At 60.4% G+C, this 22516-nt stretch carries 19 protein-coding genes; 12 read left to right on the top strand and 7 right to left on the bottom strand.

Annotated features, from left to right (window positions below; translation table 11 throughout):
- Window positions 1-30: 30 nt before the first annotated feature.
- On the bottom strand, window positions 31-930 hold the full coding sequence (locus G5332_RS04595) for a LysR family transcriptional regulator (RefSeq protein WP_421172021.1): 900 nt from the start codon (window positions 928-930) through the stop codon (window positions 31-33).
- A 109-nt stretch (window positions 931-1039) separates the two neighbouring features.
- Between G5332_RS04595 and G5332_RS04590 the strand changes: the two genes are divergently transcribed.
- The 4 genes from G5332_RS04590 (at window position 1040) to G5332_RS04575 (ending at window position 4031) form a co-directional block, all read left to right on the top strand.
- Complete coding sequence (locus G5332_RS04590; protein WP_005334411.1) at window positions 1040-1600, top strand: YceI family protein; 561 nt, start codon at window positions 1040-1042, stop codon at window positions 1598-1600.
- Entirely contained in the window at window positions 1600-2337 is a 738-nt protein-coding gene (locus G5332_RS04585) for a hypothetical protein (RefSeq protein WP_421311142.1), read from the top strand. The genes G5332_RS04590 and G5332_RS04585 overlap by 1 nt, the downstream gene beginning before the upstream one ends.
- Before the next feature lie 182 nt (window positions 2338-2519).
- Window positions 2520-3644 carry an adenosylhomocysteinase gene (locus tag G5332_RS04580; protein ID WP_005361782.1) on the top strand — a complete coding sequence of 375 codons (1125 nt, stop codon included), beginning with the start codon at window positions 2520-2522 and terminating at the stop codon, window positions 3642-3644.
- Window positions 3645-3722: 78 nt separating this feature from the next.
- Window positions 3723-4031 carry a SelT/SelW/SelH family protein gene (locus tag G5332_RS04575; RefSeq protein ID WP_076495163.1) on the top strand — a complete coding sequence of 103 codons (309 nt, stop codon included), beginning with the start codon at window positions 3723-3725 and terminating at the stop codon, window positions 4029-4031.
- A gap of 114 nt (window positions 4032-4145) precedes the next feature.
- Here the strand turns inward: G5332_RS04575 and G5332_RS04570 are convergent, their stop codons facing one another.
- The gene (locus tag G5332_RS04570) at window positions 4146-5855 is read right to left on the bottom strand and encodes a lysophospholipid acyltransferase family protein (RefSeq protein WP_421311141.1); all 1710 of its coding nucleotides are present in this window, start codon (window positions 5853-5855) and stop codon (window positions 4146-4148) included.
- Between the two features lie 202 nt (window positions 5856-6057).
- On the bottom strand, window positions 6058-7281 hold the full coding sequence (pepT, locus tag G5332_RS04565; RefSeq protein ID WP_421311140.1) for a peptidase T: 1224 nt from the start codon (window positions 7279-7281) through the stop codon (window positions 6058-6060).
- A gap of 1014 nt (window positions 7282-8295) precedes the next feature.
- Here pepT and speA point away from each other — a divergent pair.
- Window positions 8296-10197: a biosynthetic arginine decarboxylase gene (speA, locus tag G5332_RS04560; protein ID WP_005344160.1), complete on the top strand. Its 1902-nt coding sequence runs from the start codon at window positions 8296-8298 to the stop codon at window positions 10195-10197.
- 273 nt (window positions 10198-10470) lie between these two features.
- The gene (locus G5332_RS04555) at window positions 10471-10659 is read left to right on the top strand and encodes a hypothetical protein (RefSeq protein ID WP_005334402.1); all 189 of its coding nucleotides are present in this window, start codon (window positions 10471-10473) and stop codon (window positions 10657-10659) included.
- A gap of 80 nt (window positions 10660-10739) precedes the next feature.
- Here the strand turns inward: G5332_RS04555 and G5332_RS04550 are convergent, their stop codons facing one another.
- The 3 genes from G5332_RS04550 to G5332_RS04540 form a co-directional block, all read right to left on the bottom strand.
- Window positions 10740-11027 (bottom strand): hypothetical protein, encoded by a 288-nt coding sequence (locus tag G5332_RS04550; RefSeq protein WP_005334401.1) that lies wholly within the window; start codon window positions 11025-11027, stop codon window positions 10740-10742.
- A 267-nt stretch (window positions 11028-11294) separates the two neighbouring features.
- A complete protein-coding gene (locus tag G5332_RS04545; RefSeq protein ID WP_421311139.1) occupies window positions 11295-13301 on the bottom strand; it encodes a methyl-accepting chemotaxis protein in 2007 nt (668 codons plus the stop codon).
- A 193-nt stretch (window positions 13302-13494) separates the two neighbouring features.
- Complete coding sequence (locus G5332_RS04540; RefSeq protein ID WP_005334398.1) at window positions 13495-14790, bottom strand: amino acid permease; 1296 nt, start codon at window positions 14788-14790, stop codon at window positions 13495-13497.
- A 251-nt stretch (window positions 14791-15041) separates the two neighbouring features.
- Here G5332_RS04540 and G5332_RS04535 point away from each other — a divergent pair, with 251 nt between their 5' ends.
- The 6 genes from G5332_RS04535 to G5332_RS04510 all read left to right on the top strand — a co-directional run bounded on the left by G5332_RS04535 (window position 15042) and on the right by G5332_RS04510 (window position 21179).
- Window positions 15042-15425 (top strand): Rid family detoxifying hydrolase, encoded by a 384-nt coding sequence (locus G5332_RS04535; RefSeq protein WP_100653356.1) that lies wholly within the window; start codon window positions 15042-15044, stop codon window positions 15423-15425.
- A 22-nt stretch (window positions 15426-15447) separates the two neighbouring features.
- Entirely contained in the window at window positions 15448-16737 is a 1290-nt protein-coding gene (locus tag G5332_RS04530) for a serine dehydratase subunit alpha family protein (protein WP_421172017.1), read from the top strand.
- Between the two features lie 64 nt (window positions 16738-16801).
- Window positions 16802-17455 carry a helix-turn-helix transcriptional regulator gene (locus tag G5332_RS04525; protein WP_416032231.1) on the top strand — a complete coding sequence of 218 codons (654 nt, stop codon included), beginning with the start codon at window positions 16802-16804 and terminating at the stop codon, window positions 17453-17455.
- 155 nt (window positions 17456-17610) lie between these two features.
- Window positions 17611-18198, top strand: coding sequence for a histidine phosphatase family protein (locus G5332_RS04520; protein WP_337072697.1), 588 nt, complete (start codon window positions 17611-17613; stop codon window positions 18196-18198).
- Window positions 18199-18348: 150 nt separating this feature from the next.
- The gene (gene fabV / locus G5332_RS04515) at window positions 18349-19542 is read left to right on the top strand and encodes an enoyl-ACP reductase FabV (RefSeq protein ID WP_042054615.1); all 1194 of its coding nucleotides are present in this window, start codon (window positions 18349-18351) and stop codon (window positions 19540-19542) included.
- 161 nt (window positions 19543-19703) lie between these two features.
- A complete protein-coding gene (locus G5332_RS04510) occupies window positions 19704-21179 on the top strand; it encodes a YfcC family protein (protein ID WP_421172016.1) in 1476 nt (491 codons plus the stop codon).
- 63 nt (window positions 21180-21242) lie between these two features.
- Here the strand turns inward: G5332_RS04510 and G5332_RS04505 are convergent, their stop codons facing one another.
- On the bottom strand, window positions 21243-22457 hold the full coding sequence (locus G5332_RS04505; protein ID WP_005334367.1) for a pyridoxal phosphate-dependent aminotransferase: 1215 nt from the start codon (window positions 22455-22457) through the stop codon (window positions 21243-21245).
- Window positions 22458-22516: the final 59 nt, after the last annotated feature.

The following is a 22516-nucleotide window of genomic DNA, read 5'->3' as shown; positions in this document are numbered from 1 at the left end:
GTCAGGCCGTACTCTCTGCTCTGACAATCATCACGGCTTATCCCACTGTTGCGGGGCGAGATAGCGCTCCTGCACGAACTCGATAAAGCAGCGCACCTTGGCCGAGACGAAGCGGCGGTGCGGATAGACCGCATAAAGTCCCACATCTCCCTTGTCCCACTCTGGCAGCAGGCTGACCAGCTGCCCTGACCGCAGGGCCTCCCCCACGATAAAAGTGGGCTGCAATATGATGCCCTGATCATCACAAGCGGCGCGGGTCAGCGCCACCCCATTGTTGGCCCGCAGTGGCCCCTGTGGCCGGATGCTCTGCTGCTCGCTTCCCCGTTTGAAGTGCCACTCCGGCTGGGTCAGGGTGTAGATCAGACAGTCGTGCTGTTTGAGATCCTCGGGTTTTTCCGGTCTGCCCTTGCGCGCCAGATAGGCGGGGCTGGCACAAAGCTCGATCCGAATGGTGGCAAGCTGGCGCGCCACCAGCGAGGAGTCGCTGAGGTGGCCGATCCGCAGCGCCAGATCGAACCCTTCCTCCACCAGTGCTACCCGCCGGTCGCTGTACTCGATATCGAGCTTGAGGTCGGGAAAGCGCTGGCGAAACAGCGGCAGGGCGGGGGAGAGGTGCAGATAGCCAAAGTCCATCGGCACCGAGAGCTTGAGGGTGCCGTTGGGCTGCTGGTTGTGGTGGGTCAGCTGGCTGTGGGTCTCTTCCAGCTCTGCCAGCAGGGCGAGGGAGCGCTGGTAGTAGAACTGGCCCGCTTCGGTGGGATTGACCTGACGAGTGGTGCGCGACAGCAGCCGGGTGGCGAGGGACTCCTCCAGCTGCTGCATTAGCTTGGAGGCCATGGCGACCGAGATGCCGAGCTGGTTGGCGGCCTTGGTAAAGCTCTGGCACTCCACCACCTTGATAAAGGTACGCATGGCGGCGATCTGGTCCATTTTCCATCCTCAGTAAATAATGAATTTAATAAATCACTGATTATTCATCTTCAGAACGAGGTTAGCATTTTAACCACTGATGTGAACCCCAAGATGAAGGAACGAACGGATGAAAATGACCAAGGCTCTGCTGGCCTCCTGCCTGTTTATGGCTACCCCTCTGATGGCGGCGGATTACGATGTGGATGCGGCGCACACCACGGTGCAGTTCAAGGTGGGTCACCTGGGCTTCTCCGAGCTGGTGGGTCGCTTCAACACCTTCAGCGGCACCTTCAGCATGGATGACGCCAACCCGGCGGCCGCCAAGGCGAGCTTTGAAGTGGATGCCGCCAGCGTCGACTCCAATCACGAGGCCCGCGACAAGCACCTGCGCAGTCCGGACTTCCTCGACGTGAAGCAGTATCCCAAGATGACCTTCGTCAGCTCCGCTTACGAGGGCACCAAGGATAAAGGCGTGCTGAAAGGGACCCTGACTCTGCACGGTGTCTCCAAGGAAGTGGCCTTCGATCTGGTCAAGATCGGTGAGGGCAAGGATCCCTGGGGCGGTTACCGCAGCGGCTTCAACGCCTCCACCACCATCAAGCGCAGTGACTTTGGCGTGAGCTACATGCTGCCCGGCATTCCGGACGAGATGAACATCAACCTGTTTGTCGAAGGCGTGCGCAAGTAATGGGCGCGGAACTTCTGCTGCAAACCCTGGCGGCTCCTCTGGGAGCCGCTTTGCTATCGTGGCGCTGGCCGCGACTGGGTTATCTGTGGGGCGCGCTGGCGCTCTGGCTGGTGGGCTCATTGCTCGGCGGTCTCTATGGTATTCCGGCCAAGGCGTGGCAGTGGCTGCCGCTGACCCTGCTGGTGCCCGCCATTGCGGCTCAGGTGAACGATCTGCGCGGTTCACTGCTGCTCTTTGCGGTGTTCAGTGCGCTGGTGTGGTGGCAGGGATTGGCCTCGGTACTGGCGAGCGAACCCGGGATCTGGCTGGCGCTACTGCCCGCCATCCTCTGGTTTGGCTGGAGCACCTTGCGCTGTGACAGCCGCGAAGGGCTCGGGTTTGCCCTCGGCTTTATCTGGTTGGCACTGGTGATCGGCATCGATGGCAGTCTGCTGATTGCCCAGCTGGCCGGTGCGCTGGCCGCTTTCGCCGGTTTTCGCGCCCTGCTTGCCACCTTTGTTGACATCAAGGTAGCACCCGCCGGTCTGGCGCTGGCCCTCGCCTTCGTCCAAATGCTGGCCTGGCAATATGTGGAGGTGCCGCTGGTGGTGTTGCTGCCGGTCTGGTTGCTGCCGCTGCTGGAGTGGGCGTTACGTGACAAACCCTGGCCAGTGCGTTGGAGTGGGCTGATCCTGCTCGCTGCCGCGGGAACCGGGCTCAGCCTATGGTGGGTCTGGCCTGTTGCTTCTTTGTACTGATACTTGTGTGGAAAATGGTCAAATGGCGCCATTTTTGCATACCTGCTCATACTCTTGGCAGATAATGATTGAGCCCCCTATGTGTTTCAGATAAAAAGGATTTTCATTTTATTTGGACACACACAGAACCCGGCCGCGCCGGGTTCTGTTTGCCTGCTTTGCGGCACATAAGGAGGCCACAGTTGCGCAGTCAAGGATCTGAGCATCTGTTTTTTCGCCATTTCACCGGACAGGGACGTATCGACGGTCTCTGCATTCTGCTGGTCACTCACCTGCTTCCCGATCGCCCCCGTTTTATCGACGCTCTCGGTCAGATTGGACGGATTGGCGCCATTTTGCCCAAACCGAAATCGGTACACGGTCCGACCCTGGAGTGGGTATCCCAGCACTATCCGGTGCTGCCCCTCAACCGACGCTGGACCAATGAACCCGACAGCATCATCCAGCAGATTGCGCCGCTGGTGGCCCCCCACGAGCGGTTGCTGATCCTCGATATAGGCGGTTACTTTGCCAAAACCCAGGTGATCTTGAGTGAATACTTCGGCCCCCGTTTCCTCGGGGTGGTGGAGATGACCGAGAACGGCCATCAACGCTATGAGCAGGAGGTGCTGGCGACCCCTGTGGTGTCGGTGGCGCGCAGCCCCCTCAAGCAGGCCGAGGATATCCAGATTGGTTTGAGCGTGGTCTACTCCGCGGAGTCGCTGGCCCGCAACCTCAACCGTACTTTCAACGTCTGCGAAGCCGTGCTGTTTGGCTATGGCAAGGTGGGGCGCAGCATCGCCCGCGACCTGCGCTGTCGCAACCTCCATCTCGGGCTGGTGGAGACCGATGTGCTGCGACAGGTCGAAGCGCTCTCTCACGGTTTTCGCCTGATCACCAAGGCCGAGGCGTTGAGCCGTGCCGAGCTGGTGATCTGCTCCACCGGCAACGGCTCGCTGGATTTGGCGGATCTGCAGGCGCTGCGCCCCGGCACCATGGTGGCCTCGGTCACCTCGGCTGACGACGAGTTCGCCTTCTCGCTGGCCCAGTTGCCGTGGCCGAGCGAAGAGGTGTGCCCCCATGTGCTGGCCCTCAACCGGCCGGATGGTACCCAGATCTACCTGCTCAACCGGGGCGAGGCGGTCAACTTCGTCCATGGCGCCGTGATTGGCGAATATGTCTATCTGGTGCTGGCGGAGATCATGGAAGGGATCCGGATGCTGGCGGCAGGCCCTCTTGCTCCCGGCCTGTTCGAGCTGCCAGAATCGGCGATGCGTACCATTGCCCGCCATTGGCTGGCCGATTTTCATGGGGTTGATCAGCACTGATTTGACCGAGCCGGGATCGGCCATTGGGCGGCAGTACGCCACTTCCCGCCATTGGCCGCTTTTTTTATGGAGTCACTCATGACCGAGTCTGAAACCCTGATCAGCAAACCCCGCATCGAAATCCGCTACTGCACCCTCTGTCGCTGGATGCTGCGCGCCGCCTGGCTGGCGCAGGAGCTGCTATCCACCTTCGACAGCGATCTGGGGGAGGTGGCGCTGGTGCCGGCCAGCAAGGGGGAGTTCCGCATTCTGGTGGGCGGGGTGCAGGTGTGGGATCGGGTGGTCGATGACGGCTTCCCCGAGGCCAAGGAGATCAAGCAGCGGGTGCGCGATGTCATCGCCCCTGATCGGGATCTCGGCCACTCGGATCGCAAGGCGGCCGAGTAACGCCTGATGGGCCGAGCGCCTCGAAAAGGTGCTGAGCATGAGAGCGAAAGGAGAGGGAGGCGATGGCCTCTCTCTCCTTTTTTGCCTTTGGCTGTTTGCCTGGTGCCTGCAGGGCTATGAGCGCGGCTCGGCCAGATGGCTGCCAATATAGCGGGCCCGCTTGTGGGACTTGATGCGGCTCACATCGACCCACACCAGCCCGTCGATGCAGTGGTTGAAGTCGGGGTCGATACCAAAGTCCATAAACTGCACCCCGCCCGGCTCGCACAGCTCGGAATACTGCTTGTAGAGGGTAGGGATGGCGCAGCCCAGATTGTCGAGGCGGGCCTTGAGTGCTTTGAGATCGGCGCCGTAATCCACCCCCTCGAACAGAGGTTGCGTCTCGGGGTAGGGACGGCGGGAGGGGGCTAGCGCCAGCTCGGGGGCAAAGTGCTGGCGGTAGAAGCTCACCAGCAGATCCTTGGCCGCCGGCGGCAGGCTGCCGGAGAGCGACACCGGACCAAACAGATAGCGGTAGCGGGGATAGCGGGCCAGATAGGCACCGATGCCGAACCAGAGATAATCGAGCCCCCGCTTGCCCCAGTAGGCGGGCTGGATAAAGCTGCGGCCAAGCTCGATGGCCTGCTCCAGCTGGGGCAGCAGCTTATCCTCAAAGCCGAACAGGGTGTGGCTGTAGATACCATCCTTCCCCTTGCTGGCCAGCAGCTCCGCCACCGGGGCGAACCGGTAGGCGCCGATAATGTCGAGTCGGGCCGGATCCCAGAGGATCAGGTGGTGATAGTCGTTGTCAAAACCATCGAGATCCCGCCGCTTGCCAGACCCTTCCCCCACTGCGCGAAAGGCGATCTCCCGCAGTCGCCCCAGCTCGCGCAGGATCACCGAGTGACTCAGTTCATGGCGGCGGTAGAGGTAGATCCCCTGACCATCCGGGGTGGTGCCGAGCTGCTCGCAGCTTTCGATGGCCTGTTTGAGCTGGCGGCGATCCTCCGGCAGGGCGATGGGAGCCTCGGTCTGCAGGCGCCCTGCCTTGCCACGGCCAATCCGGTAGAGGTGGTTGCGCACCAGCCGCGCCGCCGTCTTGGCGGGCAGCTCCTGAAAACTGCCGAGCGGAATGCGCGCTCCTATGGTCACCGGCAGGGTCTGCCCCTGCTGGCGAAACAGCTGGCGCACCAGCAACAGGGCGGAGGCGGTCTTGTTGAGCCAGGAGGCGAGATAGAACCAGAGGCTGTTGCGCCCCCCCAGATGGATGGGCACCAGCGGGGTGCGGGTGCGCTGGGCCAGCTTGATAAAGCCTGCCTGCCAGGGGCCATCTTTCACCCCCTTGAGGCCAAGCCGCGAGACTTCACCTGCGGGGAAGATCACCAGCGCCCCTTCATGGGCGAGGTGTTCGTTCATGGCGAGGATGGCCTGTCGATCGGTCTTGCCCTCCATATTGTCTACCGGCAATAGCAGAGGGCGCAGCGGCGCGAGTTGGGCCAGCAGCTGGTTGGCGACGATCTTCACATCGGGGCGAATGCGACCGAGCAGTTGTAGCAGCGCCAGTCCGTCCAGCGAGCCGATGGGGTGGTTGGCGACAAGAATGACCCGGCCGCTGGCGGGAATATGCTCCAGTTGCGCCTCGCTGACCCGATAGTCGAAATCGAGCTGGGTCAGCGCCTGCTCGACAAAGTCGAGGCCGCGCAGGTGCGGGTAGCGGGAGGCAAAGGCGGCAAAGGCCTGCTCGTTGAGCAGCCAGCCCAGCAGCCGCTTGAACAACGGGGTAAGCAGGGGATAGCCAAGCAGGCGGGGGAAGTGCTGGGTCAGCAGGGTATCGATAGTGAACATCTGGGGGGCTCCGGCGATCCGTTGCTCCCAGCATGATGTGACACTGTTCCCGCGACATGTCAGCGGGATGACAGTTTGATGGCAGCGGCGGCCAGTTGCTCCTGAGCGACCCTCCCCGGTTTCCCTTTCTTGATGGGTGATGGCCAGATAGCAAGGGGGGAGCCGGTTAACCGGCTCCCCCCTTGGTTGTCATGGTAATCGATTAGCCGCGCCAGGCTGCGGTGAGGCGCACCAGCTCCACCAGGGTGGCGACCGATTTCTCCATGGACTGCAGCGGGATGAACTCGTGCTTGCCGTGGAAGTTGTGGCCACCGGTGAAGAGGTTGGGGCAGGGCAGGCCCATAAAGGAGAGACGGGCGCCATCGGTACCGCCGCGAATGGGCTTGATCTTCGGCACCACGTCGGCGGCCTCCATGGCGGCCTTGGCCAGCTCGACGATATGCATGTGCGGCTCGATCTGGCTGCGCATGTTGCGATAGCTGTCGGTCAGGGTCAGCTCGATGCGGGCCTTGGGATACTCGGCCAGCAGGGCTGCCACCCGGTTCTGCATCTCGGCTTTGCGTGCGGCGAAGTGCTCGTCGTCGAAGTCACGGATGATGTAGTGGAGGGTGCTCTCCTCCACGGTGCCGCTCATCTGGGCCAGATGGAAGAAGCCCTCATACCCTTCGGTGCACTCCGGGGTCTGCTCGGCAGGCATGGCAGCGTGGAAGCGGGCGGCCAGAGTCTGGCTGTTGATCATGCTCCCCTTGGCGGTGCCGGGGTGGACGTTATTGCCGATAAAACGCACCGTGGCGCTGGCGGCGTTGAAGTTTTCATACTCCAGCTCGCCCAGTTCGCCGCCATCCACTGTATAGGCCCACTTGGCCGGGAATCTCTCCAGCGGGAACAGGTTGGCGCCGCGGCCAATCTCTTCATCCGGGGTAAAGCCGATCCAGATATCGCCGCGCGGGATCTCGGGGTGGGTCTGCAGGTGGTCGATGGCGGTGAGGATCTCGGCGATGCCCGCCTTGTCGTCGGCGCCAAGCAAGGTGGTGCCGTCGGTGGTGATGAGATCCTGACCCAGATAGTTTTTCAGGAAGCGGTAGTCACGGATGGCAAGCACCTCGTCACCCTTGCCAAGGCAGATGTCGCCGCCCTGATAGTTTTCGATGATTTGCGGTACTACGTGCTCCGCCTCGTAGTCGGCGGTGTCCATGTGGGCAATCAGGCCGATGGCGGGGGCGTCCGGCTGGTTGCCCGGCAGGCAGCCGGTGAGGTAGCCGTTTTCATCCAGGGTGACCTGGCTTAGCCCCAGCGCCTTCATCTCTTCTTGCAGGGCACGGGCAAAGATCAGCTGGCCTTCGCTGCTGGGGCAGGCTGGATTGGTCTCATCGGAGCGGGTATGAAAAGTTACGTAACGCAGAAAACGCTCAAGCAGGGTATCCATTAGTCAGCCTCTAACCGATTGTGAGCGGTCATTGTGGCCAATCCGTGCGGGACACTCATTGCGTCAGCGCAGGTTTTTCCCATTTTTTGACGCAAGGGAAGAGCGGCGAATGTGCGGCGCGCGGGGCAACGTCCGGGAGGGAGATCGCATAAATGTGGCATTTATTGCAATATTTAGGCGCTGGCGGAGGCGGCCAAATTCCCCTCAGCGACCGCACAGCAAGGCGTCAGCCCAACCATGGCGTTTTCGCACACTTTTCAAGGGGGAATCGGGCTGTCGCATAACCTGCGCCATCCCAGAGCCCGCCTGCCCGCCAGCAAGATTTGATCGACTTATTAAAAGGGGATTTTGAACACTATTTTTTATTGTCACTGCCCGCGGTAAGTGTGTACACTCCGCGCCGATCCAAGGGCAACCCTGAAGCAGGCAGAGCCGCCAGAAACCCGACCGATCATACGCCTATAGGGCGAGGCACGCAGAAACGACAGACACTGCTGGGGAATGGTTTCTTTAATACCGGTTAGGCTCCGGTATCAGGGAGAACAACAGACTCTCATCCTTCATTTGACCGAGTGGGCCAGCGGCTCATCATCTTCCCTTGTCATGGGCGGTCACTGACGGTGAGGTGGGCTGTGGTTGTTGTCGTCTATCAACACGCATGCGTGCTGGCGCCTTCGCTTCTCTTCCTTGGAACCCTCTCCTTCTGTCGGGATCGCTGCCGAATGATGAACTGACGGCGTGGCTGATGTCGTCTGTCATCAAAGTACCGCGGCGCTACGGCATAGTGGCACCGCATACCGTTGAGCTTGATGTAAAGCCACCAGCCCCACATCAAGACTCGTTACTTCCCCAAGATCCACCAGGCAGCCTCTGGCTTGCCGCGATGTGCAAAGCGTTGGTTTGGGTGTCTGCGTCTCGTGATGGCAGCGCCCGCCGTACTCTGCACTAGATGGTCTGGATGTGATTGAGGGTAACGAAGGCGACTTTGGGTCGCTCATTTGCGAGGCATAGCCCATGACTAACTGGTCCAGCAAGGACTCCTTGAAGGTCTACAACGTTCCCTACTGGGGTGCGGGTTTTTTCAATATCAATGACGCCGGTCATGTGACCGTCGCCCCCGACAAATCACGCCCTGACGCGCATATCGTGCTCTCTGACGCCATCGAACAGTTGCGTCAGTCCGGGCTGACCACCCCCGTGTTGCTGCGCTTCCCTGACATTCTCAAGAGTCGGGTCGATGCGCTGTTCAACGCCTTTGGTCAGGCCATCGAGAAGTCTGGCTATGAAGGGGACTACCTCTGCGTTTACCCGATCAAGGTAAACCAGCAGCGTCGTGTCATCGAGACCATCAGCCAGTCCTACAGCGACAAGCCCCGGCTTGGCCTGGAAGCTGGTTCCAAACCGGAACTGCTGGCCGTGCTGTCCCATCACCATGAGCAAGGCTCGGTGATCGTCTGCAACGGTTACAAAGACCGCGAATATATCCGCCACGCCCTCTTGGGCAACTTGATGGGCCACAAGGTCTACATCGTGGTGGAGAAGCCCTCCGAACTGGAAATGGTGCTGGACGAGTCAGCTCGTCTCAACATCAAGCCCAACATCGGGGTGCGTGCCAAGCTCGCGTCCACCGGCTCCGGCATGTGGGAATCGAGCGGTGGCTCCATGTCCAAATTTGGTCTCTCCGCCTCCCAGATCCTGGCGCTGATCGAGCGTCTGCGCGGGCTGGGCAAGCTGGATTGTCTGCAACTGCTGCACTTCCATCTGGGTTCCCAGATCGCCAATATCCGCGACATTCAGGGCGGCATCCGCGAATGCGGCCGTTTCTACGCCGAACTGCGTCGCCTCGGTGCCAACATCGAAGTCGTGGACGTCGGTGGCGGCCTGGGTGTGGACTACGAGGGAACCCGTTCCCAGAGCCACTGCTCCGCCAACTACAGCCTCTCCGAGTACGCCAACAACGTGGTATGGGGCATCGGCGATGTCTGCCGCGAGTTCGATCTGCCGCACCCGACCATCATCAGCGAGTCTGGCCGTGCCCTGACCGCTCACCACGCCGTGCTGGTCACCAATATCATTGGTGCGGAAGGGGTGGAGATGAACGACATCAGCGCGCCGGACGAAGATGCACCGACCATTCTGCAGAACATGTGGAAAGGCTGGCTGGATCTGCGCAGCGAAGATCCCTCCCTGCTGGAGATCTTCCATGACTCGGTGGCAGATTTGGGTGACGTGAATACCCAGTACACCATGGGCCTCTTGAACCTTGAACAGCGTGCCTGGGCCGAGATGCTGCACCAGAACACCTGTCTGGCGCTCAAAGAGATGCTCAACCCGGTCAACCGCAACCACCGTGCGCTGGCTGACGAACTGAGTGAAAAGCTGGCGGACAAGTGCTTTGCCAACTTCTCCCTGTTCCAGTCCCTGCCGGATGCTTGGGGTATCGGTCAGGTATTCCCGGTGATGCCGCTGGCTGGTCTCGATCGTCCGCTTAGCCGTCGCGGTATCCTGATGGATATCACCTGTGACTCCGACGGTCAGGTCGAGCACTATGTCGACGGTCTGGGGGTCGAGAGCACCCTGCCAATGCCGGTCTACGGCGAGAACGAAGAGTGCCACGTCGGCTTCTTCCTGGTCGGTGCCTATCAGGAGATCCTCGGCGATCTGCACAACCTGTTCGGTGACACCCACTGCGCGGAAGTGTGGCTGGACGAAGAGGGCAAGATGGACATTCGCAACGTGGTGCGCGGCGACACCGTCGATCAGCTGCTGCGTTACGTCAACATCGACCCGTCCGTGATCCGCGAAAACTACCAGCGGATCGCCGCTCACCCGGCGCTGGACGATGCCACTCGCAAAGCCCTGCTCGACGAGCTGGAGCTGGGCCTGCAAGGCTACGCCTATCTGGAAGACGAATAAGCCTTTTGGCTTGCCCCTCGCTTTGGCGGGGAGATGAAAAAACGGCGCCTGCGGGCGCCGTTTTTGTTACCGGGGGCCATCCGGCGATATGGCGGGGCACTCGGCCCATCTTCATTCGGATAACCTATGGTGGCTCGGGGCATCCGCAGGCCACAGATCTGGCTGATATCTGTCCCTTTCAGTCGCTTCCCTTGATCTGCATCAAGCGTGAACCTCGGTGGTTATTTTACGGTCAGGAGTGATGTTGATGGGATGTAACAAAAGGATGTGTATATGGAACTGAAAAGGGACCCGAGATGCTATACCGACGTCTGTATCGACGGTAAGTGGTATCACTACGACCACTGCAGCACCAACGTCTATATGCTGATGGGAGGCGCCGCGCCGAGCCTTCAGCTGGCCTATGAGCCGAGCAGCGAAGAGGAGCTGATCGAGATGCTCCAGCAGCTGGGGCGCTTCTGACTTACCGAATTGATATCTTGCCATATGGCCATCGGGCGCGTTGCCACGATGGCCACCACTCTTCACCGCTATACCTTATCTCAGCGGTTTTTATTGCCCAATAACCCCTTGCCAATCTCCAGCATGGCGACGGCCGCGGCGTAGCTGCTATCGGACTTGCCTATCTCATCCGCCACATAGAGAAAATTGGATTGGTACTTCTCGACGGCCTCCCGTGGAGTGGTCGCGTCAATAAAGTCCTCCTCCACCTCGAATCCTTGGGTCAGCAGTGCCGCCTTTTCACTCAGAAAAGTCGGAGATGCCATGTCGATAAAGGTGTATTGCTGCCGATTGGATGCCGGAATGGTAAAAAACTGGTATCTGGCCATGGGTAAATCCTCGCTTGAAGCGGGTGATAGATGACGTGACGCTGGTTTTAATCTGTGGTTCGCAGACGGCTTGGTTTCCCTCGACATCATCGAGAGTGCGTGTCGGGAATGCCGCATTTTGTTTTCGTTCGAGACTACTTTGTTGGCGTTTGCCCGGCAAGTGGGAGCTGAGATTTTCTGAATGATCCGCTCAACCTAGATGTTGTGGGGAGATGCGAGACCGGGATAATGCCGGGCTCACGTTGAGCCCGGCTTGTCAGCGCTCTGTTACAGCACGAAGCTCTGTACCATGGCGCGCAGCTGTTCGGTGAGCTGGTGGATCTGGCGGGCGGCATCGCGGGCGGCGTTGGCCACTTGCAACGCCTCGTCGCTGCCATCGGAGATGCGCACCACGTTGCGTTCGATCTCGTTGACCACTGCGCCCTGCTGCTCGATGGCGCTGGCGATGATGGCGTTGGTATCGACCATTCGATCCACCTTCTCGGTGATGGCGCCAAAAGCCTGCTTTGCCTCCTGCGCCAGCCCGACCCCCTCCTGCGCTTCATGGCTGGCCGCCGACATGGCGGTGACCGAGGCGCGGGCACCGGATTGCAGCTGTTCAATCATCTGCTGGATCTCGACGGTAGCCCCCTGGGTGCGGTTGGCAAGAGACCGCACCTCGTCGGCCACCACTGCAAAGCCGCGACCCTGCTCACCGGCCCGGGCCGCTTCGATGGCGGCGTTGAGGGCCAGCAGGTTGGTCTGTTCGGCGATGCCGCGGATCACGCTGATGACGCCACCAATCTGGCTGCACTGCTGCTCCAGCTGGCCTATGGTGTCGGCGGTGCGCAGCACTTCGCGGTTGATATGGTCGATGGCCTTGATGGTGCGCTCCACCACATCCTCGCCCTGACCGACCACGTTCTGCGCCTCCTGGGTCATGCGGGCCGCTTGCAGGGCGTTGCCCGCCATGTCCTGTGAGGTGGCGGCCAGCTCCTTGATGGCGGTAGCGACCTGATGGGTCTCCCCTTGCTGATCGGCAATGACCTCCTGCGAGCGGCAGGTGCGCGCTTCGATCTCGGTAGCGCTCTCCACCACGGTGACGCCATTTTCACGCACCCGCAGCATCAGGGTGCGCAGGGTCTCCAGCGTCACGTTGTAATCCCGGCTGATGGCGGCCAGCTCGTCCTGACCGACGATCTCGATATGCTGGCTGAGATCCTGGGCGTTGACCCGAGCAGCGATATCACGCACCCGCCCTACGGTGTCGCGCAGGGAGAGATAGGCACCGATCATCAGGTAGAGGTAGAGCAGCAAGCTGGCGGTCAGCGGCGCGGTGACCCACCAGAAGTGGCGCTGGTTGGCGGCCAGCCGCTGATGCAGGTCGGCCTCCAGCCGCTGGCGTACCTGGCCTGCCAGCGCGGTGATAGCCTCGTCCATCTTATCCCCCAGTGCCTGCACCTCCTTGGTGGAGAGCTGCACCAGCTGATCCTTCATCATCTTGTTTTCCATGGTCTCGACCCCCTGACGCACCAGCTGTATCAGAGCATCGGTCTGCTGACCCAGCTCGGCGCGGTAGGCGGGTTCAATCTGGTAGAGCAGGGTCAGATCGGCCTCCAGCTCTTGCAGAGTGGCGCTGATAAGGTCGAGACGAAAACGCAGGCCGCTGTAGCCCTCTGCCTGAAACAGGCCGAAATCGGCGATGGTGGCGGCGCGATCCCGCACCTGAGCCAGCAGGTCGCGCAGCTGCGGCAACCGCTCGCTGGCGAGGATCACCATGTAGTAGGTACCGAGCGCCGGATCCTGGATCAGGCTGCTACTGGCGGTAATGTGCTTGTAGAGGTGGCGCACCTCGGTCAGCAGCTTGTCGTGGCGCAGGTTGCTCTGCTCCACTTCCAGCTTGCCCGCTTCACTCTGCAGGGCGGCCCAGCCCAGCTGGATCATCTCAAAGGAGGGGGTGTTCTGGCGGGTGTCGGCAAAGGCTTGCAGGCTCTGATCAACGGCTTGTGCGGCTGCCTTGAGCTGATCATCACCGACCGGATCCACCTCATGGGCGTGACGGGTCACCAGATTGCGATGGGTGAGCAGGGCTTGCTCGATAGCGGGCACGGGGGCGAGATTGACCACTCCCGCCAGCTCGCGGTTGGCCTGGACGTTGTCATCCTGCAGCCGCCCCAGCAGATTGGTCATGCTGTACGCCAGTGGCAGCAGCATCAGGCAGGACCAGAGCAGAAATTTGTATTTGAAAGAGAGCTGGTTGCCCAGCCGGATGGCGGGGTTGAAAATCCATTTCATATTAGGCCTCGATACCTGAGTGCGTGCGTGAGTCGTGTTGCCTGAATAGTACTCCGAGCGGCCTCCCTTGGGTGATGGCCGGTTGCAAGTTGTGATCCCCTTGGCTTTTTACTTCCGGGCGGAGGCGCGGTCAGCCGCACCAATAGAAAACGGGCCACCCGAAGGTGACCCGCGGTCGATAAGGGGAAACCGATCAGTTGAACGCCAGGAAGGGCGAGACGCAGAGCAGTAGGCCGGTGACGATGATGATGTAGAGGGAGGTGCCCTTGTACTTGTGCAGCGCCGGTACCTGATAGACCAGATAGGCCGGGATGAGGCAACCTACCATGCCGAAGATGGGGCTGCAGATGGAGGTGAAGCTCAGTACCGGTGCGTTGAGCACGATGGCCCCCCAGGAGAGCATGACGGTAAACACCATGATCCCCTTGCCTACCAATCCCTTGTTGATGCGGTTTTCCGGCATGACGCGGCGCAACAGGTTCATCGCCAGACCCTGACAGGCTTCACGAAAGCCCAGATAGACGCCGAAGTAGGCGGTCATCACCGCGAAGATGTTGAGGGTGAGGCTCAGGAGCTTGAGGGTCTGGCCGGGCATCCCCTGGGCTACCATGGCGAGCGCGGAGATGTTCTCTTCAGAGGCTTTGACCGCCTGATCATGGCCCATGGCCAGAGTGAAGGAGACCGCGTAGAAGAACACCACCACAAACAGGATGCCGAAGGCGATATTCATGGCGCGCATCGCCTTGAAGCGGGCCACTTCCAGCGACTTTTCCCGCGAGCGGTAGGAGATCACCATGGGGCTCAGGCTCTGGATAAAGAGGATGGAGGTGAGGGTGAAGGGGAGCATGATGATGGCATCCTTCATCCAGTCACCGGCAGCGGGCATGGCGGTGATGTTGGCCGCATCCCACTTGTCCACCATCATCAGGCCGAGCACGGCCACCACGCTGATCTTGGTCAGCACCATAAAGGTGGAGATCTTGAACAGCAGGTTCTCGCCGCGCGAGGCCAGAGCTACCAGACCGCATATCAGCACCAGACCGTAGAGCGGGTTTTCGGAGAGCAGGCCGTCGGTGACGCCGAAGCTCTGCAGGAAGGAGGCGCTGTCATTGGTGATGGCGGTGGAGTAGACGAAGACCCAGATCACCAGCATCACGAAGTAGAGCGCGCCGAGCAGCACACCCCAGTTCTTGCCAAGGTAGCCGGTGATGACGCTGGGGTAATCCTTGCACTCCGGCGAGGTGGCCAGGGTGTTGATAAAGAGGCGTTGGAACATATACATGGCGGGGTAGCCGATCACCGCCGAGAGCAGAAAGACCCACAAACCCATCAGACCCACCTGTACCGGCAGGAAGACGATCCCTGCGCCGATGGCCATGCCGATGCTCATGATGATCCAGCCCCAGTCGGTGCTGTCGAAGCGAACCGCTTCTTTCCATTCCAGCGTGCCCATCACGGGGCTGGCGAGTGTAGTGCTATGCGCGTCCATTAAAACCTTCTTTTTTGTAGGGATGTGGTAAAGCGGCGCAAATATAGTTGAATGAAACTGTCATAAACAATGCCCATAAGAGTACTTTTGTTCAAATCAGGATGGTGATCACGGTTTATATTGAGGCCGAAAGGTGCCTTTAAACGCCATTTTTGTATCTTTTTGTTGAATGGATAAAATAAAAAGCAAATAATGTTGAACGGAATGAGATTCGTGATTGCAAAAAAAATTGCACAAACAGGAGTGGCTATATGAAACGCATCATCACAGCAGCAGCGGCACCTGACGCTATCGGTCCCTACAGCCACGGCACTGCCTATGGCGACCTTATATTTACTTCCGGTCAGTTGCCGGTCTGCAAGCAGCAGGGTGGTGTGGTGGAAGGGGGGATTGCCGCCCAGACCCGCCAGTCACTGGAAAACCTGAAATCCGTGCTGGAAGCCGCTGGCGGCTCGCTGGATACCGTGCTCAAAACCACCTGCTACCTCGCCGAGATCAGCGATTTTGCCGTGTTCAACGAGGTCTATAAAGCCTATTTCCAGAAAGATTGTCCGGCGCGCAGCTGCTTCGCAGTGAAGGATCTGCCGATGGGCGTCAAGGTTGAAGTGGAAGCGATCGCCCATATCGCTCGTTAATGCTGATAAAAAGGTTCAAGTGATGAAACAAGCGTGGCAGCAGTATCTGCAGATTATTCAACAGGTTGTCAAACCAGCGCTGGGTTGTACCGAGCCAATTGCCGCCGCCTATGCCGCGGCTGTCGCCGTCCGGCAACTGGGCTGTGAGCCCGGTCGCCTCGAGGTTGCGGTGTCGGACAATCTCTATAAAAACTCGATGGGTGTTTATGTGCCGGGCACCGGCAAGATCGGTTTGGCCATTGCGGCCGCGGCCGGTGCCATCGGTGGCAACGCCGATGCCGGGCTGGAGGTGCTGGCCGCGATCCAGCCAGAACAGGTGGATCGTGCCCAGCAGCTGATCGATGCCGGCAAGGTGCAGGTGAGCCGCACCGCCGCCCCCGAGTTTATCTTCTGCCGCGTGACCGTTTATGGCACTGATGACAAGGGTGAAGAGCGCAGCGCCGAAGTGACCCTCTGCGGCGGTCATACCCGCATCGTCGAGCAGCGCCGCGATGGCGAGGTGACCTTCACCGCTGATCAGAGCCAGGGCGGTGCCACCGGTTCCATCTGCGATGGCGTCGATATCAGCATCGCCGCCATCTACGAGTTCGCCACCCGGGTGGAGTTCGAGCAGATCAGGTTCATCCTCAAAGCCTCCGAGCTTAACGGCAAGCTCTCTGCCGAGGGGATGAATAACCCCTATGGCCTGGAGATTGGCCGCACCATGCAGCAGAACATCAATGCCGGTCTTATCGGCGAGGATGTGATGAACCGCATCGTGATGATGACGGCGGCCGCCTCCGATGCCCGCATGGGGGGCGCGACCCTGCCAGCCATGAGCAACTTTGGCAGCGGCAACCAGGGCATTGCCGCCACCATTCCGGTGATGGTGATTGCCGAGCGTTTTGCGGCCAGCGAAGAGCAGCTGGCTCGCGCCCTCATCATGAGCCATCTGGGCGCCATCTATATCAAGTCACACTATCCGCCGCTGTCGGCCTTCTGTGGCAATACCGTGACCAGCGCGGCCGCCTCCATGGCCATGGTCTATCTGGCGGGCGGCAGCTTCGAGCAATCCTGCTTCGCCATCCAGAACGTACTGAGCGACAGTGCCGGTATGGTATGTGACGGGGCGAAAGCCTCCTGCGCCATGAAGGTGAGTACCTCCTCCGGCGCGGCGGTGCGCGGTTTCCTGATGGCCCTCAACAGCCACTCGGTGTCGGGGCAGGGGATCGTCGCCGGTGACGTGGATCAGACCATCCGCAACGTCGGCCAGATGGTGAAGGAGGGCATGTCTGCCACAGACAGCACCATTATTGATATCATGTCCGCCTGATGTCCCTGTCGGTTGCTGCCCGGCGTCCATTGTCCGGCAGCAACCCTTGCAAGAAGGTCCCATTGTGAAGCTGCAAGAGTTGAGTCCGAGCGATTTTGAGATCCTCAAGTCGATGGAGAACATAGTGGATGGCATCGCCGCCATGTATGGCCAGCACACCGAAGTGCTGCTCCACAGTCTGGATGCGCGCAATCCCTCGATCGTCAAGATTGCCAACGGCCATATTACCGGCCGCAGTGTCGGCGCCCCCATCACCAACCTGGCGATGATGAAGCTCAAGAGCGGGCAGGATATCTCCAGCCCCTACATGACCAAGTGTGCGACCGGCAAGACCCTGCGTTCGCTCACTACCGTCATTCGCAACGGGGAGCACAGGGCCATCGGCTTGCTCTGTATCAACAGCGACATGGATGCCCCGCTGCAATCCGTGCTGCGCACCATGATGCCGGAGTGCATGCACCCCCACGAGAGCCATGCCACCCCGGAGGTGTTCGCCCGCAACATCGACGAGGCGCTCAACAGCACCATCGACACCGTCAGTGCCGAGGTGCGCGGCAACGAGGCTGTGCCCCCGTCCCAGAAGACACGGGTCATCGTCAACCAGCTGCACGACATGGGGATCTTCGAGTTAAAAGACAGCGCCCAGATTGCGGCGCGCCAGCTCGGCATTTCGGTCCACTCCATCTACCGCTATCTGCGGGAGATCAAGAAGGGCTGAGCCGACACACTCTGGCCAAATTGGCAGCAAACGGGTCAGTCCTGACCCGTTTTTTACGCCCGTTTTAGCCTCTCTGTGTGGGTCATCGTTCGGGCTCATCTGCTATCATATTCCCCCCTTCATTTTTCTATCTCTCTGAACGTGCTGGAGAAATCATGTCTCGACTCATCTATCTGCTGCGCCACGGCCAGACCCGCTTTAATGCCGAGCAGCGTCTGCAGGGGCGTTGCAACTCCGAGCTGACCGACAAGGGCGAGGCGCAAGCCATCGCCATGGGGCGGCGGCTTGCTGGCGAACTGGCGGATCCCGCCCGCTGGACCGTCTATGCCAGCCCGCTCGGTCGTGCTCGTCAGACTGCGCAGCTGGTGTGCGAGCAGTTGGGGCTGGCGGCGGATTGCATCGTCTGGGACGATCGCTTGATGGAGCTGGGGATGGGGGAGTGGGAGAGTTGCCAGATCCCGGCGCTGCGGCTCGCTCACCCCGAACTCGATACCGGCAAGGGGGACTGGTATCTGCAGGCACCGGGGGCCGAGAGCTTCGAGAGCATTCAGCGCCGGGCACACCAATGGTTGCAGGATCCCGCGCTCGCCGAGCGGGCCATCGTCATCTCCCACGGTCTGCTCGGTGCCATGCTGCGTGGCGTCTATGCCGATCTCGACTATGAGGCGACCTGGTCACAGGAGTTGCCGCAAGATGCCTTCTATAAGCTGCAGGATGGCCACATCACCCGCATTGCCTGCTAATTGCCGTGAGGTGGCACCATGGCATGGACCATGATTGCCACCTTCGGATGCCCATTTTTGCCGCAGTTCAACACATCAGAGCACCTTATCGCGGCAAGATGAGGTATCTTATGCCCCGATTTCATCCATTAAACGGATCCGAGACCCCATATGATCATCAAACCCAAGGTTCGCGGCTTTATCTGCACCACCACTCATCCGGTCGGTTGTGAAGCCAATGTTCGTCGCCAGATCGCTTATACCAAGGCCAAGGGCACCATCGAGAATGGTCCCAAGAAGGTGCTGGTGATCGGCGCTTCCACCGGTTATGGCCTGGCCTCCCGGATTGCGGCTGCCTTCGGTAGCGGCGCCGCCACCCTCGGCGTCTTCTTTGAAAAAGCGGGCACCGAGTCCAAGACCGGTACCGCTGGCTGGTACAACTCTGCCGCCTTCGACAAGGCCGCCAAAGAGGCGGGTCTCTACGCCAAGAGCGTCAACGGCGATGCCTTCTCCAACGAGTGCCGCGCCAAGGTGATCGAGCTTATCAAGCAGGATCTGGGTCAGATTGATCTGGTTGTCTACTCCCTGGCCTCTCCGGTGCGCAAGATGCCGGAAACCGGCGAAGTTGTGCGCTCTGCCCTCAAACCGATCGGCGAGGTCTACACCACCACCGCCATCGATACCAATAAGGACCAGATCATCACCGCCACCGTCGAGCCGGCGAACGAGGAAGAGATCCAGAACACCATCACAGTGATGGGCGGTCAGGATTGGGAGCTGTGGATGGCTGCCCTGCGTGATGCCGGTGTGCTGGCTGACGGCGCCAAGTCCGTGGCCTACTCCTACATCGGTACCGATCTGACCTGGCCAATCTACTGGCATGGCACTCTGGGCCGCGCCAAGGAAGATCTGGACCGCGCCGCCGCCGCCATCCGTAGCGATCTGGCTGCCAACGGCGGCACCGCTCACGTGGCCGTGCTCAAATCCGTGGTGACCCAGGCTTCTTCCGCCATTCCGGTGATGCCGCTCTATATCTCCATGGCCTTCAAGATTATGAAGGAGAAGGGCATTCACGAGGGCTGCATGGAGCAGGTGGATCGCATGATGCGCACCCGTCTCTACACCTCCGACATGGCGCTGGACGATCAGGCTCGCATCCGCATGGATGACTGGGAACTGCGCGAAGATGTGCAGCAGACCTGCCGCGACCTGTGGCCATCCATCACCAGCGAAAACCTCTCCGAATTGACTGATTACACCGGCTACAAGCAGGAGTTCCTGCGCCTGTTCGGTTTTGGTCTGGACGAGGTCGATTACGATGCGGATGTGAATCCGGATGTGAAATTCGACGTGGTCGAACTCTGAGTTAGACTCAAGTGAAAGCAGGGTCCCGCGGGGCCCTGTTTTTTTGGCAAACATTCCGCTAATTTGCGGAATTTTATTATCAGCGATCACCTTTTCCCATATCAAACCCGCTAGTCTTGCGCTGATCGGATCACAGACGGCATTGCCGAGGTACGGAAGCTATGACCACTCCAAACGAGGCGCCCAAGAAGCGCCAACTCCCCACTGTCTATACCCTGCTTTTTATCATCATCGCCCTGATGGCTGCCCTCACCTGGGTGCTGCCGGCGGGCAAATACAACTATGTGACTGCCAAGACCCAGCAGCCGGTGGCGGCCGCGGCCGTGGCTGACTACAGCGGCGATGAGCGACTGTTGCCGGTGCCCGGCAGCTACACCGAGTTGCCCTCTCATCCGCAGGGGGTATTCGAGGTGCTCAAGGCCCCTATTCAGGGCTTTCACAAGGCGGCTGACGTGGCGCTGTTCGTGCTCATCATCGGTGGTTTTCTCGCGGTGACCATGCAGAGTGGGGCACTGGATGCTGGGGTGGGAGCCATCGTGCGCGGCTTTGCCGGGCGTGAGCGGCTGCTAATTCCTGTGTTGATCGCCTTGTTTGCCCTCGGCGGCTCCACCTTCGGCATGGCGGAGGAGACGGTAGCCTTCTGGGCGCTGATCGTGCCGGTGATGATGGCGGCGGGCTTCGATCGCATGGTGGCGGCAGGGATCATCCTGCTTGGCTCCGGGGTCGGGGTGCTCGCCTCCACCGTCAACCCGTTTGCCACCGGCATTGCTTCCGGTTTTGCCGGTATCCCCATCGGCGAGGGGATCGGTTTGCGGGTCATCCAGTGGCTGCTGCTGGTGATCTTTGCCTCCTGGTATGTGATGCGTTATGCCAAGCAGGTGCAGCAGGACAAGTCCCGCTCCGTGCTGGCCGACATCGCCTATGACGACGAGTTCTCCCAGATGAAGAGCGGCAACCTCGCCTTCACCGGCAAGCAGAAGCTCACCATGCTGGTCTTCTTCGGCACCTTCCTGCTGATGATCTATGCGGTGGTGCCCTGGTCCGATTTGGGGATCGATCTGCTGCCCACCTTTGGCTGGTGGTTTGACGAGCTCTCCACCCTGTTCTTCAGCTCCTCCATCCTGATTGCGCTGATCAACCGGATGCCCGAGTCCAACTATGTGGCGACCTTCCTCAATGGCGCGCGGGATCTGATCGGGGTGGCACTGGTGGTGGCGGTGGCGCGCGGTATCTATGTGGTGATGGAGCAGGGCGTCATCATCGACACCATTTTGCACTGGGCCGAAGGGCTGGTGAGCGGGCTCTCCTCGTCGGTCTTCATCCTGATGGCCTATCTGGTGCACATCATCCTGAGCTTCTTCATCCCCTCCACCTCGGGGCTGGCGACTGTATCCATGCCGCTGATGGGGCCGTTGGCGGACTTCTCCGGTATTTCGCGGGATCTGGTGATCACTGCCTATCAGTCCGCCTCCGGCTGGATCAACTTGTTTGCCCCCACCGCCGCCCATCTGGTGGCCGGTCTGGCGCTCGCCAAGATCCCCTACGATCGCTTTGTGCGCTGGGTGCTGCCCTTTATCATCGGCGTAGCCCTCATCACCATGGCGGTGCTGGTGGCCGGTGCCCTGCTGCACGGCTGATGGCACGGATAAAACCACAGATAACAAAAAGGCTCCCGCGGGAGCCTTTTTCATGAGCCTTGCTTACTGCTTGTAGCCCTTGAGGAAGCGGGCGAGGCGGCCGATGGCATCCTCCAGCTCCTCTTCGCGGGGCAGAAACACCAGCCGGAAGTGATCCGGCGCCGGCCAGTTGAAGCCGGTGCCCTGTACCAGCAGCAGCTTCTCCTGTTGCAGCAGGTCGAACACCATCTTCTGATCGTCGCGGATGTCATACACCTTGGGATCAAGGCGCGGGAACATGTAGAGCGCCCCCTTGGGTTTGACGCAGGAGACCCCGGGGATCTCGTTCAAGAGCTCCCACGCCTTGTCCCGCTGCTTGCGCAGGCGGCCGCCCGGCAGGATCAGCTCGTTGATGCTCTGATAGCCGCCGAGTGCAGTCTGGATGGCGTGCTGCATCGGCACGTTGGCACACAGCCGCATGGAGGCCAGCATCTCCAGCCCTTCGATATAACCGCGGGCACGGCCCTTGGGACCGGTGATGACCATCCAGCCCTGACGGAAGCCGCAGGCACGGTAGGCCTTGGAGAGGCCGTTGAAGGTCACCACCATCACATCGTCGCACAGGGTGCAGACGCTGGTGTGGGAGATATCGTCGTAGAGGATCTTGTCGTAGATCTCGTCGGCGAAGATGATGAGGTTGTGCTGGCGGGCGATCTCGATCACCTCCAGCAGGAACTCGCTGCCGTAGACAGCACCGGTCGGGTTGTTGGGGTTGATCAGCACTAGGCCGCGGGTGCGCGGGGTGATGCGGGCGCGGATGTCGTCGAGGTCCGGATACCAGTCAGCCCCTTCGTCGCAGCGATAGTGCACCGCATGGCCACCGGAGAGAGTGACGGCAGCAGTCCAGAGCGGGTAGTCGGGGGAGGGTACCAGCATCTCGTCGCCATTGTTGAGCAGCGCCTGCATCGCCATCACGATCAGCTCGCTGGCGCCGTTGCCGATATAGATGTCATCGATATCGACCTTGCGCATCCCTTTTTGCTGGTAGTACTGCATCACCGCCTTGCGGGCAGAGAAGAGCCCCTTGGAGTCGCAGTAGCCCTGGCTCAGCGGCATGTTGAGGATCACATCCTTGATGATCTCTTCCGGCGCATCAAAGCCGAACGGGGCCGGGTTGCCGATGTTGAGCTTGAGAATGCGGTGGCCTTCGTCTTCGAGACGGCGAGCCTCTTTATGCACCGGGCCGCGGATGTCATAGCAGACATCATCGAGCTTGTGCGACTTGTCGATTGTGAACATGGTGACAGTGATTCCTTCCCCACAGGGACGCGTTGGCGAAAAAGGCGGTTTTTAGTATC

Origin of the sequence: Aeromonas sp. 603757 (genome assembly GCF_049171255.1) — a bacterium.
GTDB classification, from domain to species: Bacteria; Pseudomonadota; Gammaproteobacteria; order Enterobacterales; family Aeromonadaceae; genus Aeromonas; species Aeromonas veronii_A.
The sequence above is the reverse complement of the archived record's forward strand: the minus strand, read 5'-3'. Positions and strand labels throughout refer to the sequence as shown.